This is a genomic window from Streptomyces sp. BL1, assembly GCF_057628045.1.
Genome location: NZ_JBXYWZ010000002.1, coordinates 8,103,929 through 8,123,803, shown reverse-complemented (window position 1 = coordinate 8,123,803; position 19,875 = coordinate 8,103,929). Strand labels below are relative to the sequence as shown.

At 71.2% G+C, this 19,875-nt stretch carries 21 protein-coding genes and 2 pseudogenes; 9 read left to right on the top strand and 14 right to left on the bottom strand.

The window, feature by feature from the left end; all coding sequences use genetic code 11:
- Positions 1-203, top strand: a 203-nt coding sequence (locus AC3AGO_RS35910; protein ID WP_487824494.1) for a hypothetical protein, incomplete at its 5' end; no start/stop codon positions are given.
- A gap of 997 nt (positions 204-1,200) precedes the next feature.
- Here AC3AGO_RS35910 and AC3AGO_RS35905 read toward each other — a convergent pair.
- Positions 1,201-2,004 carry an OLD family protein gene (locus tag AC3AGO_RS35905; protein ID WP_487824493.1) on the bottom strand — a complete coding sequence of 268 codons (804 nt, stop codon included), beginning with the start codon at positions 2,002-2,004 and terminating at the stop codon, positions 1,201-1,203.
- 304 nt (positions 2,005-2,308) lie between these two features.
- On the opposite strand from AC3AGO_RS35905, the gene AC3AGO_RS35900 reads away from it, so the two are divergent.
- Positions 2,309-2,644, top strand: coding sequence for a hypothetical protein (locus AC3AGO_RS35900; RefSeq protein ID WP_487824492.1), 336 nt, complete (start codon positions 2,309-2,311; stop codon positions 2,642-2,644).
- Between the two features lie 1,261 nt (positions 2,645-3,905).
- The gene (locus AC3AGO_RS35895) at positions 3,906-4,112 is read left to right on the top strand and encodes a hypothetical protein (RefSeq protein WP_487817980.1); all 207 of its coding nucleotides are present in this window, start codon (positions 3,906-3,908) and stop codon (positions 4,110-4,112) included.
- Between the two features lie 500 nt (positions 4,113-4,612).
- Here the strand turns inward: AC3AGO_RS35895 and AC3AGO_RS35890 are convergent, their stop codons facing one another.
- From AC3AGO_RS35890 to AC3AGO_RS35880, 3 genes are all read right to left on the bottom strand, one after another.
- Entirely contained in the window at positions 4,613-6,106 is a 1,494-nt protein-coding gene (locus AC3AGO_RS35890; protein ID WP_487817981.1) for a SulP family inorganic anion transporter, read from the bottom strand.
- A gap of 114 nt (positions 6,107-6,220) precedes the next feature.
- Entirely contained in the window at positions 6,221-6,814 is a 594-nt protein-coding gene (locus AC3AGO_RS35885) for a carbonic anhydrase (protein ID WP_487817982.1), read from the bottom strand.
- A gap of 666 nt (positions 6,815-7,480) precedes the next feature.
- Positions 7,481-8,275 carry an SAM-dependent methyltransferase gene (locus tag AC3AGO_RS35880; protein ID WP_487817989.1) on the bottom strand — a complete coding sequence of 265 codons (795 nt, stop codon included), beginning with the start codon at positions 8,273-8,275 and terminating at the stop codon, positions 7,481-7,483.
- 1,153 nt (positions 8,276-9,428) lie between these two features.
- Between AC3AGO_RS35880 and AC3AGO_RS35875 the strand changes: the two genes are divergently transcribed.
- Complete coding sequence (locus AC3AGO_RS35875; protein WP_487817983.1) at positions 9,429-9,743, top strand: DUF4873 domain-containing protein; 315 nt, start codon at positions 9,429-9,431, stop codon at positions 9,741-9,743.
- 142 nt (positions 9,744-9,885) lie between these two features.
- On the opposite strand, the gene AC3AGO_RS35870 is transcribed toward AC3AGO_RS35875, so the two are convergent.
- Positions 9,886-10,227, bottom strand: coding sequence for a DUF309 domain-containing protein (locus tag AC3AGO_RS35870; protein ID WP_487817984.1), 342 nt, complete (start codon positions 10,225-10,227; stop codon positions 9,886-9,888).
- A gap of 1,512 nt (positions 10,228-11,739) precedes the next feature.
- On the opposite strand from AC3AGO_RS35870, the gene AC3AGO_RS35865 reads away from it, so the two are divergent.
- On the top strand, positions 11,740-12,423 hold the full coding sequence (locus AC3AGO_RS35865) for a DUF4389 domain-containing protein (RefSeq protein ID WP_487817985.1): 684 nt from the start codon (positions 11,740-11,742) through the stop codon (positions 12,421-12,423).
- A gap of 198 nt (positions 12,424-12,621) precedes the next feature.
- Here AC3AGO_RS35865 and AC3AGO_RS35860 read toward each other — a convergent pair whose 3' ends face one another.
- Positions 12,622-12,966 carry an EthD domain-containing protein gene (locus AC3AGO_RS35860; RefSeq protein ID WP_487817986.1) on the bottom strand — a complete coding sequence of 115 codons (345 nt, stop codon included), beginning with the start codon at positions 12,964-12,966 and terminating at the stop codon, positions 12,622-12,624.
- A gap of 109 nt (positions 12,967-13,075) precedes the next feature.
- Between AC3AGO_RS35860 and AC3AGO_RS35855 the strand changes: the two genes are divergently transcribed.
- Positions 13,076-13,564, top strand: a complete 489-nt coding sequence (locus tag AC3AGO_RS35855; protein ID WP_487817996.1) for a MarR family winged helix-turn-helix transcriptional regulator — start codon at positions 13,076-13,078, stop codon at positions 13,562-13,564.
- 393 nt (positions 13,565-13,957) lie between these two features.
- Positions 13,958-14,311: a hypothetical protein gene (locus tag AC3AGO_RS35850; RefSeq protein ID WP_487817988.1), complete on the top strand. Its 354-nt coding sequence runs from the start codon at positions 13,958-13,960 to the stop codon at positions 14,309-14,311.
- A 344-nt stretch (positions 14,312-14,655) separates the two neighbouring features.
- Here the strand turns inward: AC3AGO_RS35850 and AC3AGO_RS35845 are convergent, their stop codons facing one another.
- Entirely contained in the window at positions 14,656-15,375 is a 720-nt protein-coding gene (locus AC3AGO_RS35845; protein ID WP_487824922.1) for a hypothetical protein, read from the bottom strand.
- A 179-nt stretch (positions 15,376-15,554) separates the two neighbouring features.
- Positions 15,555-15,712, bottom strand: a pseudogene (locus AC3AGO_RS35840) (NF041680 family putative transposase); the annotation flags it as partial.
- Between AC3AGO_RS35840 and AC3AGO_RS35835 the strand changes: the two are divergent.
- Positions 15,707-15,796 (top strand): annotated as a pseudogene (locus AC3AGO_RS35835) (IS5 family transposase); the annotation flags it as partial. The pseudogenes AC3AGO_RS35840 and AC3AGO_RS35835 overlap by 6 nt on opposite strands.
- 23 nt (positions 15,797-15,819) lie before the next feature.
- On the top strand, positions 15,820-15,951 hold the full coding sequence (locus AC3AGO_RS35830) for a hypothetical protein (RefSeq protein ID WP_487824491.1): 132 nt from the start codon (positions 15,820-15,822) through the stop codon (positions 15,949-15,951).
- Between the two features lie 22 nt (positions 15,952-15,973).
- Here the strand turns inward: AC3AGO_RS35830 and AC3AGO_RS35825 are convergent, their stop codons facing one another.
- The 6 genes from AC3AGO_RS35825 to AC3AGO_RS35800 form a co-directional block, all read right to left on the bottom strand.
- Positions 15,974-16,210 (bottom strand): hypothetical protein, encoded by a 237-nt coding sequence (locus AC3AGO_RS35825; RefSeq protein ID WP_487824490.1) that lies wholly within the window; start codon positions 16,208-16,210, stop codon positions 15,974-15,976.
- Between the two features lie 220 nt (positions 16,211-16,430).
- Positions 16,431-16,796, bottom strand: a complete 366-nt coding sequence (locus AC3AGO_RS35820; protein ID WP_487824489.1) for a nuclear transport factor 2 family protein — start codon at positions 16,794-16,796, stop codon at positions 16,431-16,433.
- 154 nt (positions 16,797-16,950) lie between these two features.
- On the bottom strand, positions 16,951-17,319 hold the full coding sequence (locus AC3AGO_RS35815; protein WP_487824488.1) for a hypothetical protein: 369 nt from the start codon (positions 17,317-17,319) through the stop codon (positions 16,951-16,953).
- Positions 17,295-18,266 (bottom strand): aldo/keto reductase, encoded by a 972-nt coding sequence (locus AC3AGO_RS35810; RefSeq protein WP_487824487.1) that lies wholly within the window; start codon positions 18,264-18,266, stop codon positions 17,295-17,297. Before AC3AGO_RS35810 ends, AC3AGO_RS35815 begins: the two co-directional genes overlap by 25 nt.
- 319 nt (positions 18,267-18,585) lie before the next feature.
- Complete coding sequence (locus AC3AGO_RS35805) at positions 18,586-18,930, bottom strand: winged helix-turn-helix transcriptional regulator (RefSeq protein WP_487824486.1); 345 nt, start codon at positions 18,928-18,930, stop codon at positions 18,586-18,588.
- A gap of 247 nt (positions 18,931-19,177) precedes the next feature.
- The gene (locus tag AC3AGO_RS35800; RefSeq protein WP_487824485.1) at positions 19,178-19,867 is read right to left on the bottom strand and encodes an HAD family hydrolase; all 690 of its coding nucleotides are present in this window, start codon (positions 19,865-19,867) and stop codon (positions 19,178-19,180) included.
- Between the last annotated feature and the right edge of the window lie 8 nt (positions 19,868-19,875).

Below are 19,875 nucleotides of genomic sequence, written 5' to 3'. Positions count from 1 at the left end.
TCCCGCCCCGAAGGCCGCACGAGATGATCGCCCAGGAATACACCGAGCTCGTGATGGTCGCTGTCCCGGCGATTGCCGGCGTCTGCCTGGCCCTGCGCCGGGCCGAGATACTTGAGCTGCTTCCCCAGGCCCGCCACCAGCACTCCGAGGAGCGCCTGTGCTCCGCGAACGCCGGCTGCGGCTGCAGCCGCGGACAGTCTTGAAGTACACCCCTGCCGGGGCAACCGTGCAGGAAGAGGCCGCCGACGGCAGTTCGTTGACCGTCCAACGCTCGTGCGAGGAGTACCACCTGTGGTGAATCGGCCCGAGCCCGTCGCGCTGCTCCCCGGGCTGAATGCCGAGCAGCTGGCCGAGTGCGAAGCACTCCACACGCGCCCTGCTAAACCACTTGCTGCGCGGAACGTTCAACCTCTCCATAGCCGACAGCGAGGACATCGCGCAGAGGGCCTTCGAGGAGCTCCTGTCCCGGCGGCCGCACCTCGATCCGACGTGCGCTGCCGGATGCGTGCCGGACCGCCCGCAACCTGGCCAGGGATCTCTTCAGGTGGCGGATACGTGAAAGCCGGGCAACCGGGCCTGACTGGACAACAACCGGGCGAGCATCCCCTCCCCTGACCTTGAGGCCACTGAGGAGGCCGCGCTGCGGCAGGCGATCGACGAACTGGGACCACCACAGCGCGCCGCTGACCGGTACCGTCCTCCACTCCACCGGCCCCGACGCCCAGAACATGCTCCGCACCCTCATCCCCCACCACGCATACCCCTCCCCCGCCACACCAGCGCTGGCAACCACCCACCCGCGCATGCCCAACAGCCGCCCACCAGGGGCGAGATGGTGTCGAGCCGAGAAACCTGACCTTGGCCCGAACGCGAGCGCGTGACGGTTTCGGCGGAACGTGACACAGCCCCTGACCTGGCACAGGGCCGCGCGCGGCACGGCAGCCAGCGCTGGTGCTACGCGGGGTGATTGTCAGTGGCAGGAGAGAAGATGTCTTCTAGGGGAAGGAGGAGCTGATGTCCTTATCGCGTTCCGCCACGGATGACCGTATCCCTACACCTGGTGGGTGCCGGTGGTGCGGGATCGACGCACGCGAGCATGCCCGGCAGTGGCTACCGGGGGTGGGCTGGCATGCCTGGGTAGCGCCCACCACCGCGCAAGCAAGGAGCGCATGCAGCAGCGGCGCGCTCGCCGGGAGCTCCCTAGGAAGCCAGGTTCTGTACGTCGGTGAAAATGTCTCGCAGCTGGGTGGGGACGTCCTCGGCGGTGGTCAGCGTGGTAACCAGGTCATAGACCATGTCCGTCTTTCCGTTGGGGCTGTTCTCCTGGGCCTGTTCCTTGAGCATGGTGAGGACACGTCCGCTGAATTTGCTTCCGCGGTGTGGTGTGAAGTCGTCGGCGCTCCAAGGGCGCCCGGTGCGGGGCCAGTGGATGTTGGCGGCGGTTGCCCACTGCTCGTCGCTGAAGAGCTCTTCGAACTCGTTGTGCCCGCGGTTTCGCCGACGTAGGAGACTTCCGTGGTGAGGTCGAGCCCGGCCTGGATGAAGTTTTTCTTCCTTGAAATGCCTGTTGGAGCGGCTGTCGTTGTCGACCATCAGCATGACCGTGCGGTGGTGTTTGACGAGGTAGCCAGCGAGGAGCAGAGCCCCTTCGTTGTTGCCGCAGGCCCAAAGGGCAATGCCGGCTGCCTGCAGGGACAGCCCCTGGGAGAGGCGGAAGAGCAGCGGCACGCTCTGCTGTTCGGTGGGGCCTTCCACCGCGAGGAAGCAGCGTTCGTGGAGCAGGACGGAATTGCGCAGTCCTACGGCGGCCGCGATCTGGCCGAGGTGGAAGTCGATGCCTGCGTGGGTGTCTTCTGTCAGGCGTTCGATGAGGGTGCGGCCGCGGTCGTTGAGCTTGAGGTGGACCACGTCGGCGATGTCGACGCCGTCGATGAGGTTCATCGAGTGCGTGGCGATCATGACGTTGACGTGGGGCAGGGCGCACTGTTTGCGGATGATGTCCATGACGGTGCGCTGGTGGCGGTAATCGAGGTGGGTGTCGGGTTCGTCGTAGACGACGATGGTCTGCGTGGGCTCTGGCGCGCTGTGTTCTGCTGCCGTAGCGAGCTCGGCGCTCTCCAGGAGGTTGCTGGTCCATTCCCACGCCGCCAGGGCGATGCGCCGGGTGCTGCCTTTGGCCTGAGCGGGTCAGGTCCACCGGCTCCCCATCGGCCCGGGAGACTTCGAGGGGGGCGCGTTTGAAGCCGCCTTTGAAGGAGACCTCCGGCCTCACCTCTACCTCTACGAACTCGCTGCAGTGCCGGCGGATGTGCTGGCACAGCGAGTGGGCCTCTTTCTCCAGCCGCTGCGTGATCTCCGCTTCGATCTCCCGCACCTGTCCCAGGAGTGTCTCGTCCTCGAGGTGGGTTTCGTAGCAGTTACTGAGCGCGGTGCGGACGGCGTCGTCGGGGCTCTCGTGCCGGCCGCCGAACGACAGCAGCCGCGGGAGGCGTTCCTCCAGTTCTTTGGGAAGCGGCTGCCACTGCTGGACCTGCGGCACGGTCGCGGCGTGCGCGGTGAGGGCGGCGAGCAGGTCGTCCTTGAGTGTCCCGGTGGGGGTCAGGCCGAACTCGGTGACGCGCTGGGCCAGGTCTGGCTTCCGTAGCTGGTCCAGGCCCTGCAGGCGGCTGTCGTCGGGCTGGGCGCCGAAGAACTCCCAGCAGGCGGCCTCATCGGCGCGGGCGCGGCGGCGGATGCGCAAGGAGGAGGGCAGCGTATTGGTCGCTTGCTCCGTGGCATCGAGGGTGAAGTCGCCCTCGACCCACGTCTCCGAGCACCGCTGCCCGGTGACGCCGTCGCTTTGCTCGTAGGTGCGGTCCTCCTCGGTGAGCCGGTGGGTTCCCAGGAGGAAGGCCAGCGCGGTCAGTACCGCGCTTTTGCCGCTGTCGTTGCGCCCGGCCAGGATCGTGGGGCTGCTGATGGGGATGTCTGTCACGTGGGTGAGGGAGCGGAAGCCACCGGCGGAGAGGCGGGTGAGGTGCACGATCGAGCTACTCCGTATCTCCCCTTGGCCGGAAGGGGCGTGGCGTGCGGGCTCTCCCTGCACTGATGGGGCACGTGTTGCCCTCCGTGCAGGAAGTCATCGTAGATGCCTATCAGGCAAATACCCCACACTTCTTGCCACTTGAGGCGGTCCGGCCCCGCACGCTGCCGGGAGTGATGCCGCCACCGGCGGCTTGCCCCCCCCCCGCGTGCCGCGAGAGGGGAGGCGGGGCGGGCGTTTCTCTTCCTCACCCGTACCCCGCCGTCACTCCCCCAGCGGTGGGCACACAGGACCTTGAGATCCCTCATCTACCCGCCCAGGGAGGGAAGTTGGGTGGATCAGTAGCCGCAGGGCGTAGAGGGCGCTGGTGCAACGCACCTGCCGCATGTGGGCCGGCAGGGCACCGGCGCGAGCTCGCCTGCTGCACGACCGGCACAACGCGGTGCCCCCCCCGGGGGGGCCGCCGCCTGCCCCCGGGAATCAGGTACGCACGTCTTCCCGCTGCGCGCCCAGGCTCCGGAATCCGTGGCCAGCCGTCTCGGTGCAGTGCCCCCGCGCACACCCCGCCCCGAGCCGCTCACGGGACGGGCGCGCACCTGCGGCAACAGCGCGCCACGCCGGAACAGGCGGAGTCAGGACGGGACACCGAGACCGGGTCAACTGCCCTGCCAGGTACGGAAGTTACCCCAGGGCGGGGGTCGGTGTGGCGCGGCGTTGGGCCGTACGGGCGGGGCGGGGTAGCGCGGCGTTTCCTGGTGGTGGCCTGCTCGTTGGGCCATGAGTGATCTTGCATGTCCCGCCCTGGCGGGGCTGCGGCAAGAGCGCGTGGACCTGCCGGAGCATGGGTGCTCCGGCCCGAGAAGAGGAGGATCTTGTGCGTCGGATGAGCATTGCCCTGGCCCTGGCCGTGGCCGCCGGTGGACTCGGTGCGTCGGCAGTGGGCGCCCAGGCCGCTGCCGCCTCGGAGCCCCCGTTCCCCTACAGCGACTGCCTCGACGCGACCGCGAAGCACGGGGAGAGCCCCTCACACGGGAAGTGGCACTGCGACCAGCTGGTCAAGAAGGGCTGGGTCACCCCGCCCAGCAACTGACCCGGCCCCCGGACAGCCACACCCCCGCCCCTCCCCGCCCCGACGTGGGGCGGGGCGGGGCATCCCGGCCCGGCCGGCCACCGCCCGGGCCGGGGGCGCCCGTTCCTTCCCGGGCGGGGGCGCACGGACACCGCGCGGCCAGCGGCAGCCGGCCACGCGCGGGGACGCACGGGGACGGCGTACGGGCCGGGTGGCAGCCGAGCGGGCGGCGCCGCAGGCCCTCAACGCCCGTACGGAACGCCGGCGTTGACACACCCACCGCACGCAGCACGGAGAACAGCAGCGGGCGCAGCGTCCCCGCGAACGGCCCCCGCACGCCCGCCCCCTTGCGGCGCCCAACCCCCCTGCCGGCCTCTGCGCTGGGCCGTGGGCGTGACGCGTCACCGAGGAGGCCCGGGCGCCTCCCCTCGCCCCGTCCGGCAGCTGCGGGCAGGGCCAGAGGACGCCGGCGCAGCCAGGAAAGAGGGGGCGCCCTGGGCGCTTCCTCCCCCGCATCCGGCCTAGCCGGCCGCCGGAGCCGGTGCTGTGGGGGCCGTGGTGTTGTGCTGTTCGGCCCAGTGGTCCAGGGCGGTGCGGCAGGCGTGGTCGAGGTGGCGCAGCCCGGAGAGGTCGAGTTCGACCGGCTTGCCGCGGGGCAGCGACTCCAGGGTGTCCAGGATCTTCGGCAGCCGCAGGAAGGTCGCGTTGCCGCTGAGGGCGACGACGAGGCGGCCGCCGGTGAGTTCGTGCGTGGCGATGTGGAGGTGCGAGGTCTCCCACGCGCTCTTCACGACGGCGAGCAGCAGCCCCACGAGCACGCCCTCGAACATGTTGGCCAGCACGATGGCGAGTGCCGTCACAGCGAGGATGACGGCCTCGCCCCGGTGTTCGCGCCACAGCGGCAGCAGTTGACGTGCGGGCACCAGCTTGGCGCCGGCGTGCACCAGTACGGCCGCGAGCGCCGCGAGCGGGATGACGCCGAGGGCCGCGGGGAGCAGGGCGGCGAACACCAGGAGCCACAGACCGTGCAGGATGCGGGAGAGCTTGGTGCGGGCGCCTGCCTGGACGTTGGCGGCGCTGCGTACGATCACCGCGGTCATGGGCAGGGCGCCGAGGAGACCGCACACGGCGTTGCCCGCGCCCTGGGCCATGAGTTCCTTGTCGTAGTCCGTACGTGCGCCGTTGTGCATGCGGTCGACGGCGGCGGCGCTGAAGAGGCTCTCCGCCGAGGCGATGAGAGTGAACGCGAGGACGGTGCCGAGCGCGGAGACCTGGGCCAGCACCGTGAGGTCACCGGCGCCGGGCGGCTGCACGGAGGCCAGCAGGCCGTGGACCTCCACCTTCTCGACGGGGAGACCGGCGATCGCCGTCACCACCGTGGCCACGGCGATCGCGGCGAGCGGCCCCGGCACCACGCGGACTTTGGCGGGCATCCGCTTCCACACAACCAGCAGGGCGAGGGTGGCGGCACCGACCCCGAAAGCCGTCATGGCCCGCGGGTTAGGGCCGGTCACGAGCCCGGCGGCCAGGCCGGGCAGCCCGGTGATCTTCGCGATGCCGGTGCCCGGCTGCGGGGTGTCGGCCATCGCGTACACCTGGCCCAGGACGAGGAGCAGGCCGATGCCGGCCAGCATCCCCTGCACGACGGCGACCGATATCGCGCGGAACCAGCGGCCCAGGCGCAGGGCCCCCAGGCCGAGTTGGAGGAGCCCGGCGGCGAGGACGAGGGCGCCGAGCGCGGCGAGACCGAAGGCGTGCACCGCCTCGTAGACAAGCACGGTGAGCCCGGCGGCGGGGCCGCTGACCTGGAGCGAGCTGCCGGGCAGGCAGCCGGTGAGCAGTCCGCCGACGATCCCGGTGATCAGGCCGAGTTCGGCCGGCACCCCGGAGGCGACGGCGACGCCGACGCACAGGGGGACGGCGACGAGGAAGACGACGAGGGAGGCGAGGACGTCGCGCCGCACAGCGGCGGGACGGAGCGTGGAGGGGAGGGCGTTACTGAAGCGGGGCAGCATGGGATTTTCCGATTCCTCGACGTGATGCGCGAAGTGCTGTGTCAGGGAGGCGCGTTACAGCGGGAGGGAGGCGCGTTACAGCGGCAGGAAGGCGCCGCTGCCGGGCCGGTGGCTTCACACCACCCCGGTGTTCACCTCGTAGAACCCGGCGTGCAGAAAGAGGCACTCCGCCCCGATGCCCCCCGCGTACGCACGGGTAGGCGCGCAGTCTGGCCGGCTGCGCGAGCGCGTGCCGCTGCGCGGCCCCGGCGACGTCGCACGCAACCGGCTGCGGCATCCGGCCCCTTCCCTCCCCCCTGTGCTGCGGCTGCCGCGGCGCGGCGCGGTGCTGTCGAGCCACGCACGTACGGCCGGGGCGGCGCGCAGATCGTCATTGCGTGCCAGAGCGCCCACCGCCCCGCACGGGGAGTGCCCGCACACCACGATGTGCCCGACCCCCAGGACATCGACCGCGTACTCGATGCTCGCGGCCTCCCCCGCGGGGTGCCCGCGGCGGTAGGCGGGCACGATGTTGCCCGCCGTGCGCAGCGCGAAGAGTTCCCCCGGGCCCGGCCCGGCCCCGGTGCTCAGGGACGGCATGACCCGGGAGTCGGAACACGTGAGGAACCGGGCCCGCGGGCTCTGCCCGGCTTCGAACTCCTGGAAGTCCGCCGCGCCTTCCGTACACCGGGACGCGAACACCCGGGCCTGTGCGATCAGTTGCTGCATGGTCGGCCTGCCTCCTACGCGCCCCGCCGCGGGGCACGTGGTGTGGTCGGGTCAGGGAGTCGTGGCCCGGAGACCACGTGCCGCACTCTCGCGCACCGTTCCTGAAGGGACGCTGAAGACCCGCCCGTAGCGGCGGTGACGACACCGACGGGGGCGGAGAGGCGCGCGGCGCGCTGCGCCGCCGCAGCGCACCGCGCTGCCCACCCGGCCGGGCAGCCGGCTGGGCAGTCGGCCGGGCAGCCGACTCATGGTCAAGCACGGCGCAGCGGCCGGCCGGGATCCGGCAGCGGCACCCGGACGTGGCTGAGGACACGTCAGGCGGTGTGCCGGCAGGGGCAGATCCGGAGGCGGGGACTGTGGCCCGGCGCGCAGGACCCGGGGCGCGGCGGCGGACAGGCCGGCCCCCTCCCCGTTCCGCGGCCGGGGCACGCCGGGCAGCAGCCCGGTCCGGGACCGCAACAGCCCACAAGGGGCGCCGGACCGCAAGGAGCGTCCAGGCCGGAAGGGGCGTCCAGGCCGCCGGAGAGGGTGTGCGGGCCGGGCCCCCGAGGACGTACGGGGCGCGCCGGGCAGCAGCCCGCAAGGGTGTCCAGGCCGCAAGGGGGCGTCCAGGACGGCGGAGAGGGGTGTGCGGGCCCGGGCCCCGAGGACGTACGGGGCGCGGGGTCAGGGTTTGCGGGCCAGGGCGCCGTAGAGGGGGACGTCCCCCTCACCCAGCCCCTCGGCGGCCGCATCCTCGGGCCGCCAGCGGTGCACGACTCTCAGCCCGGGATCGACCAGCTCCAGGCCGTCGAAGAACCGCGCCACCTCCTGCCGCGAACGGCAGACCAAAGGGGCCCCGGCCGCGGCGAAGACACCGGCCACCTCCCCCATCGCAGCCGGCGCGAAATCCGCCGTCACATGACTGAGCGCCAGATAGCTGCCCGACGGCAGCACCTCCAAGAGCCGGGCGACCACCGGATAGGGGTCGGTACCGGCCGGCAGCCAGTGCAGAACCGCCAGCAGCGACAGCGCCACCGGCTCGCGCAGATCCAAAGTCTCCCGCAGCACCCCGTGCCCGGTGACCGACTCCGGATCACGCAGATCCGCCTCGAGATAAGCGGTACGGCCCGCCCGCCCGCTGGTGTGCAGGGCCTGGGAATGCACCAACACGATCGGATCATTGTCGGCGTAGACGACGCGGGCGGCAGGGGTGACGCCCTGGACGACCTCGTGCAGATTCGGCGACACCGGAATCCCCGTGCCGATGTCGAGGAACTGGCCAATCCCCGCCTCACGCGCCAGATAGCGCACCACACGGTGCATGAAAGCCCGGTTGTGCCGGGCAATAGCAGCAGCCCCGGGCAGGACCTTCAGAGTCTCCTCCGCCGCCTGCCGGTCCGCCGCATAGTGCGTCTTCCCGCCCAGCAGCGCATCGTAGACCCGCGCCGGATGCGGCCTGTCCGCATGCAGATCCACCAGACCATGCCGCCCCCGCGACCCCGCGGGCCGTGGCCACGGCCGTGACCGCTCCGACACACCCCCACCCCACTTCCCCACACACCACCCCGCACCGCCCCGCGCCGGCAAGCGCGGACGGCCAACTCCCCCGCGCACACTAGCGCCCCACCCCACCCCGACACGCCCCGAAACAACCCCCACCCACCCCCACACACGACCCAGGCACCAGACCCCCTACGGCCGATGACGGCCCCGCACACCAGACCCCCGCGGGCAGCTACGCGGGCCGGGTGCCGGACACCCCGTACGCGCAGAACCCGCAACCAGACACCAGCCCCCACCCCGCCCCGCCAAGAGCCGCCCGGCCCGGCACAGCAGGACCCGCAGCACCCCGAGGCGGGCGCAGCCCCGAAACCACGAACGGGGCCGGAGTCGGGCACCGGAGTCCTTCCCGTACCCCGCCGGCAGGGGCCGTGCAGCCGGGGCGCAGCAGGGATTGCGGCCGCCTCCGGGCAGGCGCCGCCCGAAACCACCCGGCACCCGGAACCCCGGCACCCACCGCGCCCCTGACCTGCTCAGGGCCTCCCCACACCTGCGCGCCTTCGCTCCCACCCGCGACACGCGGACGCGCCCGGAACCCCGCCCCGCCGGATCCGCCCGACCGCCGGCCCGCACCTGGGCCAGAACGAGCTGACCAGAAAGAGGCGTAGCCCAACACCGGGCGACGCCGCAGACACCCCTGACCGGGAGGAGCGGCCCGACCCCTCAACCGGCAGGCAACTCCAGCCCCTTCGCCCACTGCGCAACCGGGAGAGCCGACCGAGCCCGGGGAAAAACCGGCGATCCCCACCACCCCGCGCCCCGCCGCCAGAGCCGAGCCGTACGCCCCGGCGCAGCACGGACGACAGCAGCCCAGCGGGCAGACGCGGCCCACGCCACGAACAGGGGGCCGCAACCGGATACCGGCCCCCTCCGCCCGGCCCGGCCGGCAGGAAACCGTGCGCCCGGGACGCAGCACGGATTGCGGCAGCCCCAGCCGGCAGACGCAGCCCCGAACCCACGAACGGGGCCGGAGCCGGGCACCGGAGTCCTTCCCCCACCCCGCCGGCAGGGGCCGTGCGGCCGGGGCGCAGCAGGGTTTGCGGCCGCCTCCGGGCAGGCGCAGCCTGAAACCATGGCGACTGCTGAACGCACCTACCAGGGCCCCGCCGCCCTCCTCCTCAACGAGACCGAATACCCGGTGACCGCCGAACTCACGGCCTACCGCACCACCGGCGGCGACGAGGAATGGTGCGGACTGCTGAAAACCGACAACCCCCTCGAAGACTTCGCCCGCTTCGCCGACCAGCCCGTCACCCTCCGCCTCCCCAAGGGCGACGACGAAGGCGGCGAAGACAGCAGCGAAAGCGGGAACGAGGCGCAGGTACTCCTGCACGGCTGGGGCAGCCAGTACGTACGCGTCCAAGGCAGCGGCGACGCTCCCTTCTAACCCCTGCCCCTCCCGTTTCCCGGCCCCGCTCCCCGGCCCCGCCGGCCACATCCGGCGCACGCCCCTGCGTGGCCGGTGACCCGTATGACGGCGGCAGTGGACCACGCCGCCGGGCCTGCGCCACCGTCATGGCTGCGCCGGCTCAGCGGCGGCGCAGCCGTGGCGGGGTGAGGTCCGTGGCGGGGGCGGCGGCCGCCTCCCGCGCCCACACGGTGAGCGCCGTGATGTCGAGACCGTACGGCGGGTCTTCGCTGTAGGGGGCGAGGCTGTCGGCCGCACGGGTCAGCAACGACGCCGCACCGGAAGCGTTGCCGCGGGCCGCGTGGGTAAGGCCGACGGCGAACTGGGCCAACGCCCGCCACAACCCCCGCTCGCTCTCGGGGCCGGTTTTCCAGGCGTCCTCGAACACCTCGTGTGCGTGGAAAGGCATGCCGGTGTCGAGGAGGTGCTGGGCCTCGGTGAGGGTCTCCTGCGCGGTACGCACGACTCCCTCAGGCTGCCGCGCCACCCCCGGCGTCCCATACGGCAACGGACGCCCCAACCCGTCCCGCGGCCGCGCATTCTGCGCCCGCCCCGTGGCCGGGTCCCGGTCCCGCCCCCGGGGGCGGCTCCGACTGCGCGGCGCAGCCGAGGAGTTACCGGCCCCGGCACGCTGCCCGCCGGAGACAGCCCCCTCACCGGGAACGGCCCCCTCACCGGGGACGGCCGCCTCGCCGGAGGCGGCAGACGCAGCAGCGCCCGCGCCGGAACCCGCACCCGTACCGGGCCCCGCACCGGGGCCCGCCCCCGCAGGAGACTCCTCCACCGGCTGCTCTCCCGCCCCCGCACCAGAGGAAGCGGCACCATCATCCGCACCGCCGGACCGGCCGGCAGCAGAGGGAGCGGCACCATCATCGGACACAGCAGCCCCGGCAGACGCAGCAGCAGCGCCGGCGGCGTCACAGGAGACCGCACCACACCGCGGACACGGCCTACGCGGGTCGGCGGACTCACGCACCCCGCCGCACCCGGCACACACCAGCCCCGCCCAGCACGCCGGGTCACCGCCCCCGCCACGGTCCTCGCTCACGCGGCCTCCCTCACATCCTGCGTCCGTACCGGTCACCACCCCCGAAACCCTACGGGCCACGAGAGGACCCCACGCCACACCAGAGGGGCAAGCGACACGCCCGCACCCGACACCTGGCCGACAGGCCGCACCCCACCCCCTGAACCGAACATGCCCCCCCCACACCGGAGAACAGAAAAAGCCCCGGAACCCACCAGAGGGCCACCACGACAGCCACCACCACGGCGACGAGCCCCCCCCCGGGGGCACCGACACAGCACACCAGGGAAGAAGGACGGACCGGGCACCAGGGAAAAAGAGGCGGGCGGGCCGGCCGGGCAGGGCGCAGGCCGGCGCACCCCTCCCGGCCGATCCTGCCGCCCCGGCACACACCGCCCCAACACGCAGGCACATACGGACCGTTCAGCCGGCCCCCGCCCACCAGCAACCCCGGCCCGCCCCCGGACGGCACCACCCGAAACGAACGTGCCCCAGGCAGCCGCGCCCGAGGCAGCCCCGCACCCGGAACCCACACCCCCTACCCCGGCCTCCCGCCCACACCCCTCACCCCGGCACCGCAGACGCCGCGCCCACACCCGCCCGCCGCACCCGCCCGCCGCGCCCGGCAGGATGGCCGGCCGGGTGTGCACCCGGCTGTTGACACAAGCCGAACTGCACGCGCCCGCACACCCGTTCTGGCCGAAACGGCACCGCCCCGCCGCACCCGGCCGCCCACCAAGCCCCTCCCGCCCTCCCCCGGCACGCAGGGCGGCGCCCGGCCCGCCCGACGACAGCAGAACCCGGCATTCCGCCAGGCCACACGGAGAATTTCCGGCCGAGCACGAAAGCGTCATCGCCCCACCACACCGCCCGCCGGTACGGTCAGGCCCCGGTGCCCTCCAGCCCCGGGAACCCGGTGCCGGCCAGCCCGGAAAGGGAGTGGCGCACATGACCTACCCCGAGCGTGAATCCGCCCCGAAACCCTCACCCGTCACCGTCCAGGGCCTCCTCGAACCCAGACTGTCCCGCGGACTGTGGCTCATCAAGTGGCTGCTGGTCCTGCCGCACATGGTCGTGCTGCTGTTCCTGTGGATCGGCTACGCGCTGGTGTCGGTGGTCGCCTTCTTCGCGATCCTCTTCACCGCCCGCTACCCCCGCCCCCTCTTCGACTTCTCCGTGGGGGTGCTGCGCTGGAGCTGGCGCGTGCACTTCTATTCGTACGGGGCGCTGGGCACCGACCGCTACCCGCCCTTCACCCTCGCCGATGTGCCGGACTACCCCGCACGCCTCGAGATCGCCTACCCCGAACAGCTCTCCCGCGGACTCGTCCTCATCAAATGGTGGCTCCTCGCCCTCCCCCAACTACTGGTCGTCGCCCTCCTCACCGGCGGCTCCGTACGCGCCGGCGGACTCACCGGACTCCTCGTCCTCTTCGCCGGCATCTCCCTCCTCTTCACCGGCCACTACCCGGCCGGCATGTTCCCCCTCATCCTCGGCCTCCAACGCTGGATGCTCCGCGTCGCCGCCTACACCAGCCTCCTCACCGACACCTACCCACCCTTCCGCCTCGACCAAGGCCCCCACGAACCCCCCACCACCACAACACACACCACAACACACACCCCCACCTGACCCACCACCACAAACCCCACCCACAAACCGTGTTTCGGCACCACACACCCCTGACACCCCGTCACCCGAGACCCCGCCCGGGCCGTGTGTGGGGGCCTGATCGTCAGGTCACCCGGGACCCGACCCGGGACCCGAGCACAGCGAGCTGCCTGCAGCCGACTGCCCCCCCCCGGGGCGAGTCGGCGCGGACGGCGGCGGTCAGCCGAAGACCGGGGTTTCGGCCGAGTAGAGGAAGCGGGTCCGGGAGCGGTCGAGGAAGTTCTCCTCGTCCGCCGCGATGGTGGTGGTGTAGGTGTCGGAGGTGAACCAGCGAGTGGCGTCGGCGATGCTGTCGACCCACACCTCGGCGACACCGTCACAGACAGCGGTGCTGATGCCGGGGATCTCGTCGCCGGTGGGCAGCAGTTGCACGTAGCGCCGGACCGGGACCTCTCCGGCGGGCAGCGTCGCCAGCAACGGGGTGTGCTTCTGCGTCCAGTACTCCACGAACTCCTCGTGGGACAGGTCCGGCCGCCGCGTCAGGAAGATACTGAGCTTGATCACAGGAGACTCCTCGAAACCGAGATTGACTTGCCTGAGCAACTGACAACGTAGACCGCATTACTTGCCCGGGCAATAGATATTTCTTGCCCAGGCAAATAACATGGGCCACATGGACGAACCCTCACCCTGGCTCGACACCGAGCAGCAGGACCTCTGGCAAGACCTCCTCACCGTCGTGATCGCCCTGCCCGCCGCCCTGGACCGCCAACTGCAACGCGACGCAGGCATCTCCAACTTCGAATACAGCGTCCTCGCCCGCCTCTCGATGGCGCCTCAAGCCACCATGCGGTTCAGCGAGTTGGCCCGGGACTGCGACAGCACCCTCCCCCGCCTGTCAAAACTCATGGACCGCTTCGAAACCCGAGAATGGACCACCCGCCAACCCGACCCCCACGACGGCCGCTACACCCTCGCCACCCTCACCGACACCGGCCGGCAGAAGGTCGTCGACAGCGCGCCGGCACACGTCGCACAGGTGCACCGACTCGTGTTCGAGCCTCTCACCGCTGCGCAGCGCCGCCACCTCGGCGCAGCACTCACCAAAATCGCCGAAACCCTCCGCCAGGAGGCAGGCGACTCCACCGGGCGAACACACTGACCCCGCACAACCACACACACACGAACAACAAGCCCCCCGAGGACAGTTCGACCGGTTACGCATCGCCGAACTGCCGAGACGCCCTCGCCTCCATGCGCGCACCACCGGAAGATCACCTGGCCAGGAACCCTGTTCGACCCGCGCATCCCGGCCTCACACCCCGCCCATGAGTGAACGACGCCCGCACCCCAGCGACCCGCCCGACACCCGCCGCGAGTTGACCCAGCCCACCCTCACCACCCGGCACCCCCGACAGCAGCACAGCGGCCGTCCCGTAACTGCTGGTGACAAGCGTTGGCCAGGCAGAAACTGCGTGCTGGCGAGTCCGCAGTGCCGGTATGGTCCGGTATCCCGCCCGCCCTACCAGCGGCCGACATTCAGAGAGCGATCCACATGACCAGCCAGCACGCGACGACGACCCTGTGGCGTCCCACCGGCCCCAAGGAGCTGGAGCTGGTCCGCGAGCTGAACTGGCATGCGTGGCCGCCCCGGCTGCCCGAGCAGCCAATCTTCTACCCGGTCCTCAACGAGGACTACGCGATCAAAATCGCGCGGGACTGGAACGTGAAACACCACGGCGCCGGCTACGTCACCCGCTTCGAGGCCGAGTCACAGTTCCTGAGCCGGTACCCCGTCCAACAGGCGGGCGGACAGACGATCCTCGAACTCCGGGTTCCCGCCGAGGAGCCGGAGGACCTCAACGCCCACATCGTCGGCGAAATCCAGCTGGTCCACGAGTTCCACTGACACGGGAAGCCTGCTGACAAGGGCATGCCGGCCCGGTACGAGAAACCCGACGCGGCTGGCGCGATCACACCGCCGAAGCCGCCCCCGGACAACCCCGCTCACCGGGCCGAGCCGGCTTGCCTTGCGAACCCGCCACCCCCGCACAGGAGATGAAGAACAAGCCCAGGATAATTCGGCGCACCCCCTCACCATGCGCCGCAAGGTACCCCCCACAGCCGACAACACCCACACCGGACACACACACAGCCCGACCCGGACCACCTCCACCACACCCACGGACCCCACCCTCGACCCGCCACCGAGCAGCATGGCCGGAGCGACAAGCCTCTCTTGGCGTGCGCGGGTCACGGTGCCAGCGCGGTAGTCACTCGGGCCAGTCGATCGGCTGACAGGGCGAAGCGGTTGGCGGGGTTACGGACGGAGTACTCGCCATCGTTCACGGAGCAACCGTGCACGGAGGTTGTCCAGTGCGCGGGGCCGGGAGCCCCTTGATCGTCCAGGAGAGCAGAGGCAAGGGTCTCGGGGTCTTCCACATCGGTGCGGGCGCGTAGCGCACCGGCCAGGCGGCCAATGGCATCGTCGGGTACTGCGCCGTCGCCGAACGCAGGCAGCAGGAGCAGCAGTCGGGTGTGGGGATCGGTGGTGCTACCGCCGGGCAGCGCGTTGTCCGCGGCTGCCACGAGCTCGGGCCAGGACAGGCCCGGTCCCATGAAGTGCCCGTCGTCCCGGGCGAGGTGCTCGGCTTGGTCCCAGTGGGGGTGGTGGATGAGGTAGTCGGTGCCAGGGTCGTCCGTGACAGTGCGGTAGACCACGTGGAGACGGTGATCGGCGGTGAGCGGAACCGTGAATACCGGCCACTCGGCCCGCTCCCACAGCCGCCGCTGGAAGTCTCCGGCCGCGTCGTAGTCCGCGCCGAACAGCAGTTCCTCAGCTTCCCCGCTCTGGCCGCACGAGGAGAGGTGCCCAAGCCAGAAAAGGGACTCGTCCAGGAACCCGGCCCGGCACGTGAGGGGGCCACCGCCGTAACCCGGTATCCGGGCAGGATGCAGGTCTGCGCTGTTCATCACGGAGGACATCATGCCGCCCAGGCTCCGCGCCCTTGAGGCCCCGGGGAGTCGCAGAACCAGATCACCCGGCACTGTCCTGTCGGGGTGCGCGCAAGGTCGAAGTGGGCTGGACCGCCCTCGATGATGCGGCCCGTGCTGCCGGGCCTGCGCATTCAACGCGCAGCCCAAGCAGAGCAGATGGCCTGGGCGGGGGCGGGTGTTGAGGGTGTTGGCGCACGAGCCGGACAGTGCAGGTACGGGCGGAGGTTCCGAAACCTCGGCGGACACGGGCCGGGGTGAGCCGTGCGGGCTCGGCCGGTTTCTCCCAGAACCGGCTGAGATTCGCTGCGGGTTCGTGATCCTGCCCAGGCGTTGGATCGTGGAGCGCCCGATCGGTTGGTGGATGCACGCCTGGCGGCTGGTCCGCGACTACGAACGCGCCACCGCCCACGCAGAAGCGAGGTGAACACCTTCGTCATCACGCTGATGGCCCGCCGCCTCACCCGGCCATCACTCCATCCCACCGCGGCCGCACCGCGGGCCGGCGAGCTCGTGCAGGCCGCGTGGCCGGCTCCTGTCGGCCACGCGGCCTGACGCGCCCGGTTCGTTGCGGCTGCTAGCCGTCGAAGCCGGCGTGATCGAAGCCGCCGTCTTGGTAGTTCCCGCTCGGAGAGCCGAATGCGGGACCCTGGTCGGTGTTGGAAGTGTCGCCGGTGACGATGTCCGAGCCGTTGATCGCCGACCCGTCCTCGAAGGAGCCTCCACCGGGCTCGTCGGCGGCAGCGGTGCCGGCAGCACCCAGCACGGCTGCTGCGGCCAGGCTCGCGGCAGCGATGGCAGTACGAATACGCATGAGCGTCTCCTGAAGATCAGATACACCAGTACGAAACCGGACTGCCCGCCCGCCATGTCGCTGATGTGCTGCGGCTGGCCGCCTCACCCAACCGGCCGCGCGGCACCATCCGTACCGCCTCTGCCGGCTTGCTCCGCCTCAGCCAGCCGATTACCGGCCCGGGCCCCTGGTCATATCGCCTTCAGAAGCAGGGACTTACGGGCGGCGGACCATCCTTCGCTCAACTCGCCAACGTGCCCTGGTGGAAGTACATGCGCCAGCCCGTTTCCGTCAGACGCCACAGAGAGGACCGCCACGTTCGGCGCCCATTGTTGTCAGCGAAGTACGTCAGGTGAACGATGCCCGGAGCGAGTACGACCCCGGTCATCTCGCTGACCTCGACGGGAGACGCCGGATCCACTGAACCGGCGCTCGTCACCGTGAGAATCGACGTCGCGTCCCAGCGCCTGCCAGATGCTCCGAACTCGGTGAACTCCGGGTCCAGAAGCTCCGAGACCAGGACCGGGGAAGCACGCACGTCGGGGTCGAGGAGCCGTATCTCCGCCGCGATGGCCGCCTCAACGGCGAGCTCATTCTCGTCTGCCATGCACGAACCTTATGGACGGGCCCCGTCCCGTTACAGCGCATAGTTGACGCCATCCACACCCTGGCGAGGGGAGCACGGCAGGAGCCAGCGCAGCCGGCGCCGCAACAGTCGCCTCCGTCGTCATCCGGTAACGCGCCTGCTGATCCAAGAAGACCTACTCGCCCGTCAGCTCCGCCAGGAGAGCGGGGTCGCCCACTAGCGGGGCCAGCAGACTCTCCACATAGCTACGGCGGGTCGCCGGTTCCATGGCTGTGACGGCTTCAGCGTGGTCCCGCAAGTGCTGTCGCACCCTGTCCAGGACCTCTCCGTGCCCACGCGCGTCCCGCCAGGACTCCCATCTCGTGGCCTGATGGGGTTCAGCCCGCATCAGCGCTTCAAGGACCGCGTGCTGCGCGGCCGCGAGGTGAGGGCTGCCGAAGAAGACATCGTCGGGACCGTCGAACTTCCGCTCCATCACCATGCGATGCAGGGCCTTCACATGCCACAACGAGCTGAAAGTCACCGAGAGGGAATCATCTGCCACACCTGGATCATGACGCACCAGGCTCCCGGCACACGCCGCAGGGGATACACCAGCGGCCGGGCCGGCCCTGACCATCCCCCCGGTTCCGCCGTCGATGCCCGCTTCGAGCCCGGGGCCGAAGCGGGCATCCCTCCCCCTCGCACGCCCCCGCGAGAGTGTGCCGTGTCCTGGAGTTGCGCGTGTCCGCCAGCGAGAACATTCCGCTCCCGTCCGTACAGCGACTGCGGGCCGGGGCCGCCCTGTTGAACCCCCAGTTCGTGTGCGGGGCTCCCCTCCGCGGGCCCGCCGGGACGGTACTTCCCCGTCAGAAAGCCGCGGGCCAGGGCGACATAGGGCAGGCAGGCCAGCCCGGCGGCGGCAACGGTGGGTGCCAGGCCGCGTTCGTAGCCCTCGCGCTGCACCAGGTTGTACTCCGCCTGCACCCCGATGTAGGCGGCGAGCCCTTCCCGTGCCGAGGTTGCCAGTGATTCCGTGAGCCGGGCGGCGGTGAAGTTGGACGCCGCGATGTAGCGCACCGAGCCGGCCCGTACCAGCGCGTCGAACGCGGCGAGGGTCTCGGCGACAGGAGTGTCAGGGTCATCGACGTGTGCGTAGTACAGGTCGATGTGGTCCACCCCCAGCCGGCTGAGCGAGGCCTCGGCGGCGCGCCGGATCGTGGCGGGCGCCAGCCCCTCCAGGCCCGGCAGCGCGCCCACTTTGGTCGCGATCACCATCCGGTCGCGGCAGCCGCGGGACTTCAGCCAGCGGCCGATGATCGTCTCGGATTCGCCGCCTGTGTTGCCGGGGACGTTGAAGGTGTAGCGGTCCGCTGTGTCGATGAAGGTGCCGCCCGCTTCCGCGTACGCATCCAGCACCGCGAAGGAGGTCTCCTCGTCCGCGGTCCAGCCGAAGGGATTGCCTCCCAGGCACAGCGGCGAGACATCGAGTTCGCTCTTGCCGATTTTCACTGCTCCTCCAAGACGGACGAGGGTGGTGGCCGGGCGCGCAGTGGCGGCCGGCCCGTGTCACGGCGAACGGCGCTGCGGGCACGGGGCGTTGACGACCGCTCGGGTGCCGGAGCTCCGATGCGCATGCCGGCAACGTTAGGAGCGCGCAGGGCACCAAGCGGTTCCCCATCCGCCATCTCCCGCGTCCGGTCAGCCGGCCCGTCACCGCAGCCCTGGGGGGCCGCCGGTGACCTCGTGCGTCGGCCGCCTCCTGCGCCGCTGACCTCGTACGGCAGTCGCCGCGTACGTGAGTCGCCTCGTACGTCGGTGGCCTCCCGCGTCAGTCGACGTGCCCGTCGCCCAGTGCGTCGGCGTGCTCCTCGGCCCACTTCGCGAGCACGGACACCGGACCCAGCAGACTCTCGCCCAGTGCGGTCAGCCGGTACTCGACCCCTGCCGGCGCGGTGGGCAGCGTCCGGCGTTCGACTAGGTTGCCGCGCTCCCGCTTGCGCAGTGTCTGCGTCAGCATCTTGTTGCTGATCCCGCCGATCCGGTCCCGCAGATCGCTGTAGCGCCGTGGACCGCGCCCCAGGCCGAACACCACCACGACCGACCAGGTATCGGCGACCAGCCCCAGCGTGGTGCGGGCGGGACAGTCCGCGAGGAATACGTCGTATGCAGCCATGCCGGCCTCCCCCTCATCCCCTGGGAGCCCCTGCACGACCGGCCCGGGCACAGCGAATCGCCTCCCGGGCCCGTAGCCCGCCGCGCGCAAACACCCACGGTCAACCGCCCCCGAACTCCCTTGCCTTGAGTGTGGAGGAAACGACCGGCCCGGCGAAGCACCTGGACCGTGTGCTCGCCGGAGGGGATGAGGCCCCCGAGGCAAGCCGGGTGGGCCCGCCCTCAACCACCGGCCTGTGAACAGCCGTTCAGGATCCACTGAGACCGGCGAGGCGCAGCACCGCGTCCAGGCCGCGGCGCGCACCGGGCACGGGAGCGCCCGGCAGGACATAAGCCCGGAGCCCCGCGCCCGCGGCGCCGCCGTCCTTTGCCGGATGATCTCCGACCATCAGTGTCTCGGCCGGGTCGACGCCCAACTCCCTGCAGGCGTAGTGGAAGAGGGTCGGGTCCGGCTTCTCGGTGTCGTGGTCGCAGGAGTGGACCCAGGTGGTGAAGTGGTGATCGAGGGCGTGGTGGGCGAACGTGGGGCGCAGGTCCCAGCCCACATCGCTCACCACCCCCAACGCCAGTCCGCCCTGACGCAGGCGGGTCAGTGTGGCGTCCGCGTCCGCGTAGGGCAACCAGTGCCCGGGAGAGCGCAGTTGCTCGTACAGCGTGTCGGCGACCGGTGCCAGAGCGGGTACGGACGCGTACCACGTCGTGAACGCGTACCGGTGCGCCGCGGACGACACATCCCGGCCGTGCTGCGCCGCCATCACCTCGGGGTCGGACAGGCCGGCGGCGAGTCCGTCCAGCAGGGCGTCCGTCTCCGCCTCCCCCACCGGCCGTCCCAACGCGGCCCGGATCCGCTCCGCGTACGGGGCGACCTGGAAGAGCGTGCCGGAGAAGTCGAAGAGCACTGCCCGTACGGGTCGCGGCTCCTGAGGGGTCGTCACCATGCGCAACG